The sequence below is a fragment of the Dokdonia sp. Asnod1-B02 genome, from assembly GCF_045063955.1.
In the GTDB taxonomy this organism is placed as follows: domain Bacteria; phylum Bacteroidota; class Bacteroidia; order Flavobacteriales; family Flavobacteriaceae; genus Dokdonia.
The window spans coordinates 2,658,522-2,677,026 of the sequence record NZ_JBEFNW010000002.1 but is presented as its reverse complement, the minus strand read 5'-3'; the positions used below and the strand labels follow the sequence as shown (position 1 = coordinate 2,677,026).

The 18,505-nt window shown below is 35.5% G+C and carries 13 protein-coding genes; 11 read left to right on the top strand and 2 right to left on the bottom strand.

The annotated features are described in order from the left end of the window. Positions 1-57: 57 nt before the first annotated feature. Positions 58-1,068 carry a glutamine synthetase beta-grasp domain-containing protein gene (locus ACJJVU_RS12055; RefSeq protein WP_405225784.1) on the bottom strand — a complete coding sequence of 337 codons (1,011 nt, stop codon included), beginning with the start codon at positions 1,066-1,068 and terminating at the stop codon, positions 58-60. Positions 1,069-1,377: 309 nt separating this feature from the next. Between ACJJVU_RS12055 and ACJJVU_RS12050 the strand changes: the two genes are divergently transcribed. The 7 genes from ACJJVU_RS12050 (at position 1,378) to ACJJVU_RS12020 (ending at position 10,370) form a co-directional block, all read left to right on the top strand. Further along, positions 1,378-3,561, top strand: coding sequence for a glutamine synthetase III (locus ACJJVU_RS12050; protein WP_405225781.1), 2,184 nt, complete (start codon positions 1,378-1,380; stop codon positions 3,559-3,561). Positions 3,562-3,971: 410 nt separating this feature from the next. After that, positions 3,972-5,501 carry a hypothetical protein gene (locus tag ACJJVU_RS12045; RefSeq protein ID WP_298325619.1) on the top strand — a complete coding sequence of 510 codons (1,530 nt, stop codon included), beginning with the start codon at positions 3,972-3,974 and terminating at the stop codon, positions 5,499-5,501. A 148-nt stretch (positions 5,502-5,649) separates the two neighbouring features. Then, entirely contained in the window at positions 5,650-6,201 is a 552-nt protein-coding gene (locus ACJJVU_RS12040) for a hypothetical protein (RefSeq protein ID WP_405225778.1), read from the top strand. Between the two features lie 43 nt (positions 6,202-6,244). Beyond that, positions 6,245-6,988 (top strand): CsgE family curli-type amyloid fiber assembly protein, encoded by a 744-nt coding sequence (locus ACJJVU_RS12035; RefSeq protein ID WP_405225775.1) that lies wholly within the window; start codon positions 6,245-6,247, stop codon positions 6,986-6,988. Position 6,989: 1 nt separating this feature from the next. Next, positions 6,990-7,394 carry a curli assembly protein CsgF gene (locus ACJJVU_RS12030; protein ID WP_298325611.1) on the top strand — a complete coding sequence of 135 codons (405 nt, stop codon included), beginning with the start codon at positions 6,990-6,992 and terminating at the stop codon, positions 7,392-7,394. Between the two features lie 16 nt (positions 7,395-7,410). After that, positions 7,411-8,835, top strand: a complete 1,425-nt coding sequence (locus ACJJVU_RS12025) for a CsgG/HfaB family protein (RefSeq protein ID WP_405225772.1) — start codon at positions 7,411-7,413, stop codon at positions 8,833-8,835. A 20-nt stretch (positions 8,836-8,855) separates the two neighbouring features. Continuing rightward, complete coding sequence (locus ACJJVU_RS12020) at positions 8,856-10,370, top strand: carboxypeptidase regulatory-like domain-containing protein (RefSeq protein WP_405225769.1); 1,515 nt, start codon at positions 8,856-8,858, stop codon at positions 10,368-10,370. 121 nt (positions 10,371-10,491) lie between these two features. Here ACJJVU_RS12020 and ACJJVU_RS12015 read toward each other — a convergent pair whose 3' ends face one another. Next, a complete protein-coding gene (locus tag ACJJVU_RS12015; RefSeq protein ID WP_405225766.1) occupies positions 10,492-13,827 on the bottom strand; it encodes an ankyrin repeat domain-containing protein in 3,336 nt (1,111 codons plus the stop codon). A 325-nt stretch (positions 13,828-14,152) separates the two neighbouring features. Here ACJJVU_RS12015 and ACJJVU_RS12010 point away from each other — a divergent pair, with 325 nt between their 5' ends. From ACJJVU_RS12010 to prfA, 4 genes are all read left to right on the top strand, one after another. Then, complete coding sequence (locus ACJJVU_RS12010) at positions 14,153-15,334, top strand: AIR synthase related protein (protein WP_405225763.1); 1,182 nt, start codon at positions 14,153-14,155, stop codon at positions 15,332-15,334. A 268-nt stretch (positions 15,335-15,602) separates the two neighbouring features. Then, the gene (locus ACJJVU_RS12005; protein ID WP_339848506.1) at positions 15,603-16,328 is read left to right on the top strand and encodes a hypothetical protein; all 726 of its coding nucleotides are present in this window, start codon (positions 15,603-15,605) and stop codon (positions 16,326-16,328) included. Positions 16,329-16,762: 434 nt separating this feature from the next. Further along, complete coding sequence (locus tag ACJJVU_RS12000) at positions 16,763-17,305, top strand: hypothetical protein (RefSeq protein ID WP_405225760.1); 543 nt, start codon at positions 16,763-16,765, stop codon at positions 17,303-17,305. Positions 17,306-17,409: 104 nt separating this feature from the next. Beyond that, positions 17,410-18,489 (top strand): peptide chain release factor 1, encoded by a 1,080-nt coding sequence (gene prfA / locus ACJJVU_RS11995; protein WP_298325592.1) that lies wholly within the window; start codon positions 17,410-17,412, stop codon positions 18,487-18,489. Positions 18,490-18,505: the final 16 nt, after the last annotated feature.

Here is an 18,505-nt window from a genome sequence, read left to right as displayed (position 1 = left end):
CACAAAAAAAATGCTCAACCTAAGTTGAGCATTTTTACATTTATATATAAATCAGAATTAAACCTTTGCAGTTTTTACAGTCTCGATAATACGACCTGCTACGCGATATGGATCTGCGTTTGAAGCTGGACGACGATCTTCTAACCATCCTTTCCATCCTTGCTCTACAGTGATAATAGGAATACGTAATGATGCTCCGCGATCTGATACTCCATAAGAGAAATCTGTAATAGAAGCAGTCTCGTGATCTCCTGTAAGGCGCTCTTCATTGTGAGCTCCATATGCTTTAATGTGCTCTTTAGTCACTGGACGGAACGCTTCACAAATTTTATTGTAAGTTTCCTCAGACCCACAAGTTCTCAATATTGTGTTTGAGAAGTTTGCGTGCATACCAGATCCATTCCAATCTCCTTTTACTGGTTTAGGGTGATACTCAATGTACCATCCGTACTGCTCAGTAAGACGATCTAGAAGGTAACGTGATACCCAGATCTCATCTCCAGCTTTTTTTGCACCTTTTGCAAATAGTTGGTATTCCCATTGTCCAGAAGCAACCTCTTGGTTAATTCCTTCAAAGTTAAGACCAGCCTCGATACAAAGATCTGCGTGCTCTTCTACAAAATCACGACCGTGTGTATGGCGACCTCCTACAGAACAGTAATACATTCCTTGTGGTCCTGGGTATCCACCTATTGGGAAACCTAAAGGCAGTTGAGTTTCTCTGTCCATGATAAAGTATTCTTGCTCAAAACCGAACCAGAAATCATTATCATCATCATCTATTTTTGCTCTGTGGTTTGATGCATGTGGTGTACCATCTGCACTTAGCACTTCTGTCATTACTAAGAATCCATCAGTACGTTGTGGATCTGGGTAGATAGCTACTGGCTTTAGAAGACAGTCTGAAGCTCCTCCAGATGCTTGCTTAGTAGAAGACCCATCAAAAGACCATATAGGGCAGTCTTCTAATTTTCCGCTAAAGTCGTTTACAACTTTAGTCTTGCTTCTCATATTTTGTGTGGGTGTGTACCCGTCTAACCAAATGTATTCTAGTTTTGACTTACTCATAATAGCATTTAATGTTTTAGTTAACGAAGACAAATATAAAATAATTTTAAAAGGCAATTGGTATTTTAGGGCTTAGTTATTAAAAAATATTGATTTTTATGAACAACCCCTCAAATTTTAGGGGGTATGTAATATTTGGCTATAATTTTTATATTTCCCTTATATTTGTGCCCTAGTTTAGGGGTGTTATTGGGTTTTTAGCAAGAGCTATGAATGAACATCTTATAAAATATTAATAATCATTGCGTTACAATAGTTCGTCTCTAGTTTGGTAGAAAATATTGTTACCGTAATAATGTAAGATCAATTATGTCAAAAATTCGTTTTAAAGCTTTGCATGATGTGCAGCATAGACCAGCCGTAACTTTTGAATCCTTAGGAAGACCGTCTTCATTATTTAAGTCTAACGTATTTGGAGAGCAAGCTATGCGTCAATTCTTGTCTAAATCTACCATAGACAGTGTGCAGACAGCGATACGAAAAGGAGATAATATAGATCGCATCACCGCAGATGCCATTGCTACAGGAATGAAATCTTGGGCACTTGATAAAGGAGCTACTCATTACACGCATTGGTTTCAACCGCTCACAGGTGCCACGGCAGAGAAGCATGATGCTTTTTTCGAAATTACAACAGATGGTCATGTTATTGATAAATTTGACGGTGGGCAGCTAGCACAGCAAGAGCCAGATGCAAGTAGTTTTCCTAATGGAGGAATACGCAACACTTTTGAAGCAAGAGGATATACCGCTTGGGATCCTACTTCTCCAGCATTTATTTACGATAATACACTTTGTATACCCACAGTATTTGTGGCATACACAGGAGAAGCACTTGATTATAAGACGCCTTTATTAAAAGCCCTTAATACTATTGATCAAGCTGCCACAGCAGTAGCTCAGTATTTTAATAAAAATGTAAATAAAGTAACAGCTACCTTAGGGTGGGAGCAAGAATTTTTCCTCATAGATGCATCGCTAGCAGCTGCGAGACCGGACTTGATGCTTACAGGAAGAACGCTTCTAGGTCATGCAGCTGCAAAAGGACAGCAATTAGATGACCATTACTTTGGATCTATTCCTATCAGAGTGCTGGCATATTTAAAGGAGTTAGAGCAAGAATGCTTGTTACTAGGTATCCCTTTAAAGACAAGACACAATGAAGTAGCGCCTAATCAGTTTGAGATGGCTCCTATTTTTGAAGAAGCAAATCTAGCGGTAGATCATAATGCATTACTCATGGATGTAATGCAAAAAGTAGCGCAACGTCATCAATTTAAGGTACTCTTTCATGAGAAACCATTTGAGAATATAAACGGTAGCGGAAAACATAATAACTGGTCACTAGCTACAGATACTGGAGTAAACCTACTAAGCCCAGGAAGTACTCCGATGAAAAATTTACAATTCCTCACCTTTTTTGTAAATACTATTAAAGCGGTTCATGAACATGAAGCTTTGCTTAGAGCTTCTATTGCTAGTGCGGGTAATGATTACCGCCTTGGTGCAAATGAAGCACCACCAGCGATTATCTCTGTCTTTATAGGTTCGCAGCTTACTCAGGTACTGGACGAATTAGAAAAAGTAACAGATGGAAAATTATCTCCACAAGAAAAAACCGATCTTAAACTCAATGTAATAGGTAAGATTCCAGAGATTTTACTTGATAATACAGATCGCAATCGTACCTCACCTTTTGCATTTACAGGTAATAAATTTGAGTTTAGAGCCGTAGGTGCTACTGCAAACTGTGCAAACCCTATGACGGTTCTTAACGCAATCGTGGCGCAGCAGCTTATTGCTTTTAAGAAGGAGGTAGATGCTCTTATAGATAATAAGGACATGAAAAAGGACGATGCTATCTTTAATATCCTTAGAGAGTATATAAAGGACAGCAAGAAAATAAGATTTGAAGGAGATGGCTATGGAGCTTCTTGGGAAAAAGAAGCAAAAAAGCGCAAACTTAGTAATAATAAGACCACAGTTTCTGCTCTTGAAGCTCGTATAAGTAAAAGTACGGTAGCATTATTTGAGTCTTTAGGTATTATGAACAATGTTGAGATTCAAGCGCGTTACGAGATCGAACTAGAGGAGTATGTAAAACGCATACAGATAGAAAGCCGTGTGTTAGGTGATGTGGCTCGTAATCATATTATCCCAACAGCTTTGAGATATCAAAATGTATTGATAGACAATGTAAGAGGCTTGAAAGAAATATATGGTGAAGATTTTACCGCTTTCGCGAAAGCGCAAACAACCATTATAAAATCAATCTCAGAATATACCGCTAGTATTAATAGTCTCATAACAGAAATGATAAATGCTCGTAAGGAAGCAAATGCACTTGACCTTAAAGACAAGGCAGGTAATTATGCCGCGAAAGTGAAGCCATTTTTTGAGCAGATAAGAAGAGATTGTGATAAATTAGAACTTTTAGTAGAAGATGAGTTATGGCCGTTACCAAAATATAGAGAATTACTCTTTGTAAATTAAGTTATGTTTTTGATTTAAGCCACAAGGCTTTATAATGTACAAGTAAAAGACGACTGTAAGTTTCTTATAGTCAGCGTACTCGTAAGAAAAATCTGATTCTAATATAGCCGCACCTATAAAGGGGTGTTTACCCCTGCGTGCTTAGCCACTGTAAACACTAGTGCTAACCGAAAAATGTTAAAAATACCATAACGTTTCATCGAAAACAGCTGGTAACTTCTTGGAAGAGAGATAGATTTCCCTAATTTAGTACTCGTATTACAGCCACTATCTTCCCCCTTTGTAATACTTACTCCCCCGTAATAATAGATTAAAAGACGCAATTGCGATGACAATGACGATGATTTGTTGTGTCTTATAAATATGTATTTATTAACCATTTATATATTATTAACTTAAACTCAATTATTATGAAAAAAGTAATTTTTAGTGCCGCGGCACTTATGATCGGAGCAGTTGCTTTGGGGCAGACAACCACAGAGGCGACTGAGGCAAATTTCCAGGACACTCCAGTACTAGTAACGGCAGGTTTTCCATTAACTAGTTCGGCAACTATTGAAACTGCCGACGCATTACCACAAGCTTTTGGAATAGGACCTAATACTGGTTATTCTACACAAAACGGCAATAATAACTTGGTACGAGCTCGTCAGGCTGGTGATTTAAACTCTATGTATGCAACTCAAGACGGTGATGGAAACCTTGTTTCTATGCGTCAAACAGGTAACACTAACAACGGAGGTTTCTTCATAAGCGCCATTGATAATGATGCACAAGCAAATCAAGTGGGTGATCAGAATGATACCCGCATTGAGCAACAAGGAGATTTTAATGATGCTCAAGTATATCAAGAAAACTCGGTAGCAGGAACAACAGGAAACTCTGCAGATATTCAACAAGGTACTGCTCAAAATGCAGAAAACAATTATGCAGGTGTAGATCAAAGAGGTAATGATAACTCTGCTAGAATTTTACAAACTTGGGATAACAGTGATGCATTAGCGCTACAAAGTGGTACAAACAATGCGGTTGAAATTAAGCAACAAGCAGATCCAGAAAACAGCTTAGGTCAAGAAGCGCTCTCTGAGCAAGTAGGTGTGGATAATCAAGGAACTATTAATCAACTTTCTGACGGTACTTCTGGACGTAATTATGCAAGACTTTTCCAAGAAGGTAATAACAACATGTCAAATCAAACTCAGACTACGGATGATAACGTTTTAGGAAATGAGGCATTAGTTAATCAAGGTAGTAATATCCTTTTAGATGATGCTAACACTGCAGCTCAGTTTACTGCTGTAAACGGTGTAGACGATATCTCTAACGGTATTGAAAGTCAAGTTTCAAGTTGGAGTAAAGCTATCCAAGTACAAGAAGGAAATAGCAATTTAGCTGAGACTCATCAATTTGGGGATGGTACTAGTGATACTAACGGAGATTATTCTGAGCAAAATCAAGACGGAGTAGGGAACGAAGCTTATGTATTTCAAAACATTTTTGGATCACCAACAGGTCGTGGTAACTCTGTAGTTCAAAACCAAACTGGAGACGATAACTATGTAGCGACTGGTCAAAATGGCCGTCGTAACGATATCACAATCGATCAGCAAGGAACAAACAACTACGCTATTTCTACTCAAAGAGGAAAAGATCACGTTGTTGATGCACTTCAAACAGGAGATTTTAACGCTTTAGAAACTGCACAAAGAGGAGATATGAACACTATCGTTGTTCGTCAAGATGGAGACATAGGACAAAGCTGGAAAGCTGAGCAAAATGTACCAGGAGGACTTCCTGATGGAGGAAATACACTTGATGTTTTCCAAACTACAGGTTTCTCAGGAATCTTACCTGCTATAGGAACTTCTCAAACTGCTAATATGGTTACAAGAGCTGCTATGGCTGCTCCAGCAAGAGCTAGATCTGGTTCAGGTCTATAAATCAATTGATTGAATTTTAGATTGGGTCATTTTTATTACAAAATAATGATTTACATCTAAATTAATAAAAACTTGGACATACTTGATATCAAGTATGTCCACTGTTTTTTTAAATATTTTATCTGAATTAACTTAATATGATAGTATTATGAAATTATATATAATGTGTTTTGTGTTTTTTTTTACGACGATTTCTGTAAATGCACAAACCTATAATGAGGATATTGAAGGAACTACTAAACTCACAAACGTAGAACTTGTAGAGAAAGATATTGTAACAAAAGCTGCTCTTGGTGATTTTGGAATAGGTACTGCAAAGAATACTAGGAATGCTACAATTCAGGGAAATAGTGTTTTTATTACGCAAATAGGAGACTTTAATGCTGCGTTATTAAATGTAAAAAGTAGAGCAAGTGAAGTAAATATAGAGCAAAATGGAGACTTTAACTTTACGGGTTTGAATTATAATGTTGAAACTGTAATCACAGATATTAAACAGGAGGGTAATAGAAATGTAGTATTTGATATTGTTCAAGACAGAACAGCAAATATTTCATTAGATCTAGAGCAACAAGGAAATAATCTCAATTTTCAAAGGTTAGGTTCTAATAGCCTTACAGAATCATTACAATTTATTCAAACAGAAGCATCACCATCATTAATAATTAGAAGTAGTACTAACGGAACACCAGATAATTAAAAGTTTAAATACAGAGATAATTTTGAAGTTGTTTAAGAAGCTTATGTTACTGTTTTTCTTTTCATCCTTAGGGATGCAGGCGCAATATTATAATAAAGAAGTAGCTGCATCAGTAAGAATAGAAAGAAATAGCGAGTTTTTGAAGTTTTTTGCATTAGCAGAAAATAAAACACCTGTCGAGTTACCTCTTGAATATGAATTTTTGATTTTCAAAACACAAGATGATGGTACTATACAAAAGGATAGTGATAAACAACGTTTTGTTTTAAAGCCGTATGAGAAAAAGGTATTGCAAACGTTGGTTTTGGGAAATGCGGTTACAAATAAAACAGTACTCGCATTACTCATTTTTGATAAAGATGGTAAACCTTTAGGTAAAGATCGAATAGTTCTAGAAAATGGGAGTCTTTCGGAAATTGATATCCAACTACCTAAGATGGATCTTTTTAGATCGAATGATCAAGCAAAACCGCAAGATGGCTTTGTCATAGCGGGGTTAGTAATCCAAAAAACAATTACAAAAGCGGGGAGAGATTTTTTTAAATATTTCTACTCGTTATACTTTAATAAATCTATCAAGTCACCTAAAGATATTATCATCGAAGAAGTGCCTGGTAGATCAAGAACAACATTAATAACAGTTAAGATTAACAATCAGATTGTATGGAAATTTTTCTCTCAACCTCAGCGTAAATTTTTGGAAGAGCAGGCACAGATTACAATTAGTAGAGTAGGTAAGTTATTGCAAGTTTTAGAACAACAAAAGGATCAAAAAATACAATATTGATATGAGAATACTACTTTTTTTATTCATGGCAGTAGGAGTTTCTGCTTTCGCTAAAGCACAACAATTTTCTTATAAACCTATAAGCCCTTTTTTTGGAGGAGATACTTTTAATTATCAGCAGATTATAACTTCTGTAACATTACAAAATAGCCTTTCGGAACCTGTTGATGAGCAAGAGGAGTTGTCAGAGTTACAACAATTTGGTAGAGAGCTTAATAGGAATTTATTAAATGCTATTGAGAGTCAGCTAAGCCAGGCACAACTAAACGCTTTAAATATTACTGAAGAGGGAACTTTTACATTTGGATCGCTCAATGTAGAGGTGTTTGAAACCTTTGAGGGATTAGTTATAAATATTTTGGACACCAATAATGGTGAAGAAACGCAAATAGTAGTACCTAACTAGAATTAACTGAATGTTTATGAGAATTTTACAAAAGTTGACACTTGTGACTGGCTTCTTTTTATTGTCTTCGTGTGGAGCTTATTTTAATCAGAAATTTGACCAGCAGCCTGCTCGAGTGGGGGAGTTTTCTAAAACTACAAAAAAGTTGTTAGATCTTCCAGAAGCATCATTGCCTGTAGAAGTAGCAGTTTATAATTTCAGTGATCAAACAGGCCAGTTCAAAGCTATTGAAACCGGAAGCACTTTTAGTACGGCCGTTACTCAAGGTGGAACAACTATTTTGATAAAAGCACTTGAAGATTCTGGATGGTTTAGACCTATTGAAAGAGAGAACTTAAGTAATCTATCTACAGAACGTAATATTATACGTAACACGAAACAAGAATATATAAAAAACTCAGACCCCAATGAACCTCCACTACCACCATTACTGTATGCAGGATTGCTTCTGGAAGGGGGTATTGTTTCTTATGATACTAATATAGTTACAGGAGGTCTTGGCGTTAGATATTTTGGGTTGGGTGGATCTGCTAAATACAGACAAGATAGAATTACTGTTTATCTAAGAGCTGTATCAACAAGTAATGGTGAGATTTTAAAAACAATTTATGTTTCAAAAACAATCTTATCACAGGCATTAGACGCAAGCTTTTTTAGATTTGTTAAGTTTCAACGATTGCTAGAGGCAGAAACGGGAATCACTCAAAATGAACCTGTTCAGATTGCTGTAAAAGATGCAATAGAGCGGGCAGTACACGATTTAATAATGGAGGGGCTCATTGATCAATATTGGAGTGCAAAAGATGGTCGTGAAGTAAATGAGGAACTCATTTCAAATTATTTAAAGGAAAAGGAGCTTGAAGAAAGTTCAGGTCTTTATGATAGAATGTTTGTAAATGATGAGTATGATACTCATGTTACACTTCAAGGGGGTGTGAATCTAATAGATGGCGATTTAACTCCAAATAAACCTGGTTTTATGTCAAAACTCACCATAGAGCAAGATGTTACAGATAAATTTAGTGTTGGTCTTTCTGGGAGTGTTTTTGAATTAAATAATGGTGACGCATACTCAAATATTATGGGTAGTGTAGATTTAAATGCAAGAATATTTTTATTACCGAAAGATGATTTTGGTCCATATATATTTGGAGGCCCTGGTCTCGCAGTTGATTTAATAGACTCTTCACAAGATGGATTAGGTCTTGGTAAAACTTTTCCAAAATTACAATACGGAGCAGGTTTGCAATATAAATTTTCACCTAGATTGAGCTTCACTGCTTTTGCCGAACATAATGTATTACTTAACGATGACATTGATTTTATTGATCAAGGTAAGCGCAATGATTTCTACTATAATTTTGGTTTTGGTTTGAGATATGGGCTAAACTTTAAAAGCCATAAGAAGAAAGATAATGAGTCAATAGTAATTGAAAATTGAAGAATTTAAAGATGTCAATAATGAATAAGTACTTTTTAGTAATAGTCGCATTTGCAGTTTTATTATTCTTAGGTTGTTCTGAAGATACCATAGAGGCAGATGTATTCGGATCAATCTCAGGAGTTGTTACAGCAGAAGACACAAACGAGCCATTAAATAATGTAAAGGTTTCTACTAGTCCTGCTAGTAATACCGTTTTCACAAATGAGGAAGGGAAATTTAGTATTTCTAATGTACTTGTTAATTCATATTCAGTGGAAGCCGAATTAGATAACTATAATACGGAGTTTGAGGGGGTAGAAGTTTTAGAAGGACTAAATTCTGAAGTTGCTATGGAATTAGTACTCTCAAATACAGGAAATGGAGCTCCTAGTACACCTATTCTTCTAAGTCCTCTTGATGGGGCTATAAATGAGTTACTAGAAATTGAGTTTGCATGGAATTCAATAGATCCTGAGGACGATGAAATCACTTATACAATTCAATTAAGAAATGGATCTACAAATGAGATGGAAGAATTTCAATTAGTAGGAGATACTACGTATACAGTAAATAATTTGAGTCTTGAGACCAATTATTTCTGGCAAGTCTCTGCAAAAGATGAACTTAATGAATCAGTAAGTTCAGAAATAAGTTCTTTCACTACATTTTCTGCGCAAAATAACCCTTTCTTATTCATAAAAAGGATAGACGGAAATAGTGTTGTATTTTCTGGAGCAAATTCTGATGAGGCTAATGAAACCACTGATGCAAATGTTCTACAGCTTACAGATGAATCTAAAAATAGTTTTCGACCTAAGCGAAATAACAACGTCGGTAAAATTGCATTTCTAAGAACTATAGGAGGAGAAAATCAAATTTTTACAATGAGTCTTGCTGGAGCAAATGAACAACAAATCACTTCCACGGTTCCTGTTGCTGGATTTAGACAGGAAAGTATACAATTTACTTGGGCTGAAAATGGACAAAAATTTTATTATCCAAACTTTGATAAACTATACGCCATTAATAATGATGGTAGTGGGTTATCTCAAATATATCAAACGAATGATGGGTCATTAATATCTGATGTAGCTGTTTCGTCATTCAATCCCGATACTATTATTTTAAAAACCAATGATGTTGACGGTTACAATGTTAGAGTATTTGCTATTTCTCAGAGCTCAGGTCAACTATTATACACAGTTTTAGAAAATCAACTCGGTGCAGTTTCGGGAATAGATGTAACTGCAAATATGGATAAAGTCCTCTATGCGCGTGATGTTTCAGGCTCAGAAAATGGAGATTATAGAATTTTCACAAGTCGAATTTTTGAATATAATGTAAATACTCAAGAGACCTCAGTGGTAGAGACAGAGGTAATAGCAGGGGAGAATGATCTTTTTCCTAGTTACTCTCCTGACGAAGGGAGAATTATATTGACAAGAGTTTTAAATAACCAAGGAGCAATACCTTCAATATATCTCGCCTTTCTGAATGATTCTGATGACAATGATGAACTATTTACAAACTCTCTTATGCCAGATTGGGAGTAGAAAAGAATAGCAATAACAGGTCATTAATTAATGTAGTTTATAAATAAACTCACAGGAATTTTATACGAAAGAGCGCATTTATATAAATGCGCTCTTCTTATTTACTTAATATTCTTTCTATCTATTTCGCTCGCATTGCTTTCTTAAAAACGCTTCTTGTAGTCTTACTTAATGCATAATCAAGTGGTTTCTTGCCTTTGTGATTCATTTGATTTAAGTCTGCACCATTAGTTATCAAAAGTTCAATTACAGGTAGCGCATATTCCTTTTGACTAGCTAGAATATGTAATGCTGTATTACCAGATGGATCTTGAATGTTTATGCGAGTGCCAAGTTCAATAAGCATCTGCATAATTAATTTACTGTCTTCAGTTAATGATCTACTTAGGGTATGTATTGGGTAATTACCATTATCAAAAGCAGTATTTAAATGTATTTCTGGCTGCTGCACAAGTAGTAAAACTCCTTCAGTAAAATGATAATCTATAGCTATTCTTAAATGCTCTTGACTGCATGTGGCTCCATTTTTAATAAGCTCTTTAAGCGAACCTATCATTTTATAGCGAATTGCATCTTCAACAGCTAGGAAAGGATTTGCTCCATGAGATAGTAATCTTTTTAGAACTGATAAATTTCCTTTGCGGGCTGCGCTGCGAATGAATTCGTTGCCTTCTAAACTAGAAACATGATCCATCAGTAATAAAATAAGAGGTTCATTTTTAGTTTCCATTGCATTAGCTAGTGACTCATCAGCTTTAGCACCACTATTTAGTAAGGAGGTTACAATTTCTATATTTTCTGTTTCTGTTGCGTCAACTAATGCTTGGTTGAGGTTAACTTCTCCTTGATTTACAAGTAACTCAACAAGACCTAGGTTTTCATTTGTAATTGCCGACTCAATAAGAAGTGGGTCTGTGGTGTCTGCTCCCATAGAGATTAAGTACTGACTTATTGTTTGGTTTTCTATAGTTATTGCTTTATTAATTCCTCTACTAGGATTACTATTATTAGAAACCAAGAGTTTTACCATGTCAACATTCTCACCAGCTACGGCAAGCGGTAATAAATTATCAACATTCAATCCTTCTTTTTTTGTAGCAATCACAGACTCTGCAAATGGGAGATTATTTTCCTTAATTGCTGCTGTCATAGCTACATCTAGATTTCCTTCATAAAGGTGAAGTACATCATTAAATAATTGAGCATCATCTTTTTGAGCAGCATAAAATAGGGCGCTGTCTGGAGCAGCCTTATTTTGAAGCGCAATATTGATAGCTTTGACATTATCTTTTGTGATGGCATACTCTAATGACTCAGAGGCATTTCCGCCATTTTTAAGTGAAATATCTAGAATTTCATAATTATTGTTGTCTGTTGCTATATTGGAGATTTTATTACTGTTTATACGTGCATTCTTATTGATAAAGTAATTGAATAACTCTGTGTTATCAAGCATTGATGTCACTTCGAGGGTGTTTTCATTTGCTTCAGTTACAGGTATGATTATGTTTTTAAGCGCTTCATTACCATTTCTCAGAGCGCTATCTAAAAGAGATGCATCTGCGGTTGCACCGAGTATTGTAAATTTTTCAGCGAGCTCAGCATCATTGTTTTCTACGGCTAGAGATAGTTCTTTTTTGCCTGCTTCAAATGCATCAAACTCCACACTCATTAAAGCCTTGACAGATGGATAGTGATAGGTGTCTAGTGCAAATGATAAATCATTGTTTACAGGAGTAGCTCCTTCCCTCAGTAGCGCATAAATAATAGGTTCGCTTTGAAAAGCAACTGCTTTATAAATCATATTATTTTTAAAAGGAGCACCTCTTTCTAAAAGGATTAATACTTTTTGTTCATCAAAATACTCTTTGAGGAACAGCAAGTCGAGATCCTCACTATTTGGTATTACTCCTTTATCTAGTATAAAATTTAGTATTTGTGAAGATTGTTTTGAAGTAATAATAGCAGCGATTAAACCCGGGATTCTCCTAGTTGCATTTTGTGCCAATAAAGTTTTCATGCGAGCTAGATCGCCTATGTTTGCAGCTCTTACAATTTCTGTTTGTAATGCAGTGTTGTAATGTTGTGCGCTATTTTCTAATAATTTTTTTTCCTTTTCTAGAGACAATACGTAAGCCACTTCATAAATATCGCCGTCTATAGTCGTTATCTCCACATCTTTATGAATATCCCTTACGAGTGCTTCTTTATAAAAAGTTTTTGCTTCTTCCGGACCAGAAACTCGTAAGCGCTTGCGTTCTCTGCTTTTGACTAGTTTTTTTGTATCATCCCATACACTTACATATCCTCTTTCTAAGTCCTCAGGTTTTGCTGTAATGATGACTTGCTTATTGAGTTTTATTTCTTCGTCAGTGATTAAGGTTTCTAGCCGTACGCCACCACGGTCTATAAGTGGTGCTGTGCGTAACATGGCTTCATCTTTTGAAAATCCTCCAAAAAATAAATCACCCGTATAGGCATCCACATCGCTTGAGGTAACACCAGCACTTTTTTTAACTAATTTGTCAATAGACTGTTTAAATCGCAAAGAGTATTTAGTGAAATAAGCAGAATGTTGCGGGGCATATAATTGATCTTTAGAAGTGCGTACAGCTATTTCAATAACACTATCTAGTAATTGTATTTTCCTTTCTTTATCCTGTATATCTGCTGTAGTGAGGTTTCTTAATGCCTTGGTCCAGGGTTGTAAAGTGACATCTATGGCTGCAGCATTATTTTTTAAAGTAGTTTGCCAGTCTGTAAACCAGGGTGCATCGATATCACCTCCCTTTGTAAATGAGCTGCTAGATCCAGCGGTAATGTATAGGTCTGTATCCTCTTTATTTTGATGTGATGCACTAATGTCTTCTATTACTTTTTCCTTAAATAAGTCACGATCATACGGAGAGTATATGAAATCGTCATTTTTTATTAAGTTTCTCTTTAAGAAAAGACCTCCATAAATGACTTCATGAGCATAATGTGTACCGTAACGGTATATAAATCCTTCTGGAGTGATATCGCGTCCTAGTCTTTTAAAATCTTCAACCATTGCACTATCTAGCACGTTAGAAGAAACAGCTACAAGTATATCTTTTGATAATGGTATTTGTTTTTTAGTATAAACTAAGAGGGTTTTATTTGACTCATCGTTATTAAAGCCATTGTAATGTGCTTCACTATGTAACGCATGATAGGGTTTTGAAAGCGTATCGGCATTTAAAATTTGTTTTTCAAAATCGTAGGGAGACGTTATAAAATGAAAACTCTCCACTGGGCTAGTATCAAGAGAAGTACTATGTATGGATCCATGGATAAGTTGCTTTCCTTTTGAAGATCCTAGCCAGTCTAAGGCATCAACATAACGTATGTCAAAACCCTGCCCAATGAGATTAGGATTTTGTGGTTGCTGGCAGAATAAAGGGTTATTTAAAATTAATAGGAATAGGGGGAGCATAAAGTATTCCTTTCGGAAAAAGCGTGTAGTCTCCAAAGGCAAAGGTGTTAGTTAAATAAAATGGTCAATAAGTATCTAAAATACTTATAAAAAAGCTAAGAAAAAATTCAATTAGATTAAGGTGTAAATAACTGGATTAAAGAGGGTTTGAGGTAAAATGTTTGTAAGAAACGACTGATTTTTAATGGTTTTTATCACGCTTTCGCGAAAGCTTAATTATAAAATATAACATAGGAGCAATTATTTTTAAACTTGGTCAAACTGTTTGCAAATCAATTTTTAAGCCCATTATATAATCCCTATTTTTGCGATGTAAAATTTATAGATGAGCCAAGAAATTTCTAAACGATACGCACAACGCGGAGTCTCTGCAGGTAAGGAAGATGTGCACAATGCCATTAAAAATGTAGACAAGGGATTATTTCCTAAAGCATTTTGTAAGATTGTACCAGACGCACTTACGGGAGATGAGTATTACTGTCTTGTAATGCATGCAGATGGGGCAGGAACAAAATCTGCTCTTGCATACATGTACTGGAAAGAAACTGGTGATATCTCTGTATGGAAAGGCATCGCTCAAGATGCTCTTATCATGAATATAGATGATCTATTATGTGTGGGTGCAACAGACCATATCATGCTATCATCAACAATAGGGCGTAACAAAAATGTAATTCCAGGTGAAGTTATTTCGGCCATTATTAATGGATCTGAAGAACTTTTGGCAGAGTTAAAATCTTACGGTGTTACCATTCACTCTACAGGTGGAGAAACAGCAGATGTAGGTGACCTTGTGCGCACAATCATAGTAGACTCTACTGTTACGGCACGTATGAAGCGCAGCGATGTTATTGATAATGCAAACATACGTCCTGGAGATGTTATTGTAGGTCTTTCATCAAGCGGTCAAGCGACTTACGAAAAAGAATATAATGGAGGTATGGGAAGTAACGGACTTACTTCTGCACGTCACGATGTGTTTGATAAGTACCTTGCACAAAAATATCCAGAGAGTTTTGACGCAGCAGTACCAGAAGACTTGGTGTATAGCGGTTCAAAAAAACTTACAGATGCAGTAACTGGGAGTCCTCTAGACGCTGGTAAGCTAGTGCTTTCTCCTACGAGAACCTATGCGCCCATTATCAAAGATATTTTATCTAAATATAACTCAGACAGTATACACGGTATGGTACACTGTAGTGGTGGTGCTCAAACAAAAATTTTACATTTTGTAGAGGACTTACATATTATCAAGGATAATCTATTTGAAACTCCGCCACTTTTTAAACTTATACAAGAAGAGAGTGGTACAGACTGGAAAGAGATGTACCAAGTGTTTAATATGGGACATCGTATGGAGATCTACTGCCCACAAGAGGTAGCTCAAGAGCTTATAAAGATCTCAACATCTTATAATGTTGATGCACAAATAGTAGGTAGAGTAGAGGCTTCTCAAAGTGGAAAGAGGCTTACTATAACTAGCGATAAAGGAACTTTTACTTATTAATATATAGTCTATAAAGCACCTTTTAAAAGAGGGATGTTGTTATAACACAGAAGGCCTGTATTCTTTGCAGGCCTTTTTTTATGCACAAGAAATAGGGTGTTAAGTTTTGTTTCACACATGGTAATAATTTGCTTTTAGGAAAGTTAGCTGTTTGTTTTAGGATTTTTTTATGATTTCAGAAATCTGCTGACTATCATTTTTTCGTATATTTTCTATCCCAAGTCAAACGATTATTTAACTACCCCTAATTAGTCAAATAACTATCCGTATGGAGAAAATTACATCAGCTATAAAATGTAGGAGATTACCATTAATCATCGGTTTTGTAATCTTGATTAATATAGTAGCTGTATTTACCTCAGATTTAGAGATTATGAGGATAATACGCTTACTTACAATTGGAGTATATGTAGCCTACTATCTTTTAAGCGTATCTCAAAGAAGTCTTATAGTCCTTGTAATATTATTTAGTTTGCTGGCTCGAGATATAGCGGTGCTATTTTATGAGACTAATGTAGGACATACATTATACCTTATATTAGGTATTGCGGCATATGCAACTATCTGTTTAGAAAGAGGAGATATACTTAAAGTGATAAGTAGAGATAAAAGTGCTTTGATTTTTACACTTGTATTTGTTGTGCTCAATACGTTTGCCCTAAGTGAAATTGCTAGTTTTATTAATGTAGGGTTCCAAGGTCCATTTGACCCTTTTCTATTTTATGTGTATGGTGTATTTATGATTGTTTTTGGAGCAACAGCAATCATTTATAATCAAGTGTATAATAGTAATAGATCTCTTGCTTACATTTTATTTATGATTAGTTTTCTTACCAGTGATGTCACCTCGTTATTTGCATATTACTTTGGATATGAGATGCTTTTTTACGTAGATCGTGTTGCTTATGCAGTAGGATTAGGTCTTTTTTCTTATACAGTTATTGAAACTAGTAGTCAGCTTGAAGAAGCAGAGCAATATGATATGCTATCTTAATGAGCTGGGATGTTTTTTTAAATTACGAACTTCTCTATAATTATTTCTTTACTGTAACCGCATTGCTTTATTAACGCAATGTACGAGAGGTGTGATTGTATTATGCTGGCTTGTAAATATCTTTATTTAAGCTGTTTATCATTATTTAATTTTGTTAAAGTCTATTTGAAGCGGTATTTATATTTTTACTTTTACCTACTTTTATTGATAAGTAAAATGCCTTTAGTATTCCCCCAACCAATAATTGACTAATGCAATTTTTATTACGTAAAGCAGGTAGATATTTACCGATAATAACTCTAGGTTTAGTAGCACTAAACATACTGTCTTGGTTTTTGAGACGTGAGTTTTACCCCTTCAGATATATACCGCTTTTAACTGTACTATTCTTTCTAGTCTATTACATAATCAAAGCCCCTTGTATTAAATTTATAGTGATTGCAATTTTAGTAATGCTATCGCTGCGAGAATTTTCGGTTTTCTACTACTATAAAAACTTTGGGCAGATAGCTTATATCCTTCTTGGCTGTGTGACTTATAGCCTTATTATTATAAAGCGGCTAGATATGTTTACTGCATTTTTAAAAGATAGAGCTGCGATACTACTTACTTTAGTCTTTATTGGTCTCAATATGCTTATACTTAATGAACTAATATCTCAGGTAAAGGAAGGTTACGAAGGGTCTTTTCAGTCTGGTCTTGTGTTTCTTTTTGGAGTTATCATAAGTTTATTAGGAGCAATAGCAGTGCTATATAACCAGGTTGTTAATAGTGATAGGTCATTAGCTTTTCTGTTTTTTGTGTTTTGTTTTATCTTTTCGGACGTGGCATCTCTTCTTGGGTACTATTTTGGAATTAGTTTCTTCTATTATATTGATTTTGTTAGTGCTGCGTTAGGGTTAGCCTTTTTTATATACACGGTTTTGGATGTAGATAATAAAGAAGAAGAGAAGAATCAACTTACTCAATCGTATTAATCACTATTTCTTTTTTTGCTTTCGCGAAAGCGTATATAGACCTCCATTTACCTTTCATTCCTTGTTTAAATTATCGTAAATTCGCTACTTATTATAGAAAGTAGATGTTAGAAAAATTACAGATTGTAAAGCAACGTTTTGATGAGATAAGTGATCTCATTATACAACCAGATATTATAACAGATCAAAAGCGCTATGTACAGCTCAATAAGGAATATAGCGACCTTAAGGCACTCATGGAAGTGCGAGAAGTATATATAGAGCTTAGTGAAAACCTCAAAGAGGCCGAAGAAATCATAGCCGATGGTAGTGATGCAGAAATGGTTGAAATGGCCAAGATGCAATACGATGAGGCAAAAACTGGTATTCCTGAACTAGAGGAAAAAATTAGAATGATGCTTATCCCTAAGGATCCAGAAGATGCAAAGAACGTCGTTGTAGAAATACGCGCTGGAACTGGTGGTGATGAAGCAAGTATTTTTGCTGGAGACTTATACAGAATGTATACTAAGTATGTAGATTCTGTCCCAGGATGGAAACACAGTACGGTAGATTATTCTGAAGGTACTTCTGGAGGATTTAAAGAAATCCAATTTGAAATTACAGGGCAAGATGTATATGGTACTATGAAGTTTGAAGCTGGAGTACACCGTGTACAGCGAGTACCGCAAACAGAAACTCAAGGTCGTGTGCATACCAGTGCTGCAACAGTAATGGTACTTCCAGAAGCAGAGGAGTTTGATGTTCAAATAGAGCCTAAAGATGTACGTGTAGATTTTTTCTGTTCTTCTGGACCAGGTGGGCAGTCTGTAAACACAACATACTCTGCAGTACGATTAACACACATCCCTACAGGACTTGTAGCGCAGTGTCAAGACCAAAAATCTCAACATAAAAATAAGGAGAAGGCTTTTAAAGTACTACGCTCACGTTTATATGATATGGAACTTGCTAAGAAGCAAGAAGAAGATGCGGCAAAACGTAACTCACAAGTAAGTAGTGGTGACCGTAGTGCAAAAATTCGTACGTATAACTATCCTCAAGGACGTGTAACGGATCACCGTATTGGATTAACATTATACGATTTACAAAACATCGTAAATGGTGATATTCAAAAAATTCTTGAAGAGTTGAGGCTTGTTGAGAATACAGAGAAACTCAAATTTACTGAAGGAGAATTATAGCATAATAAAGCTGACT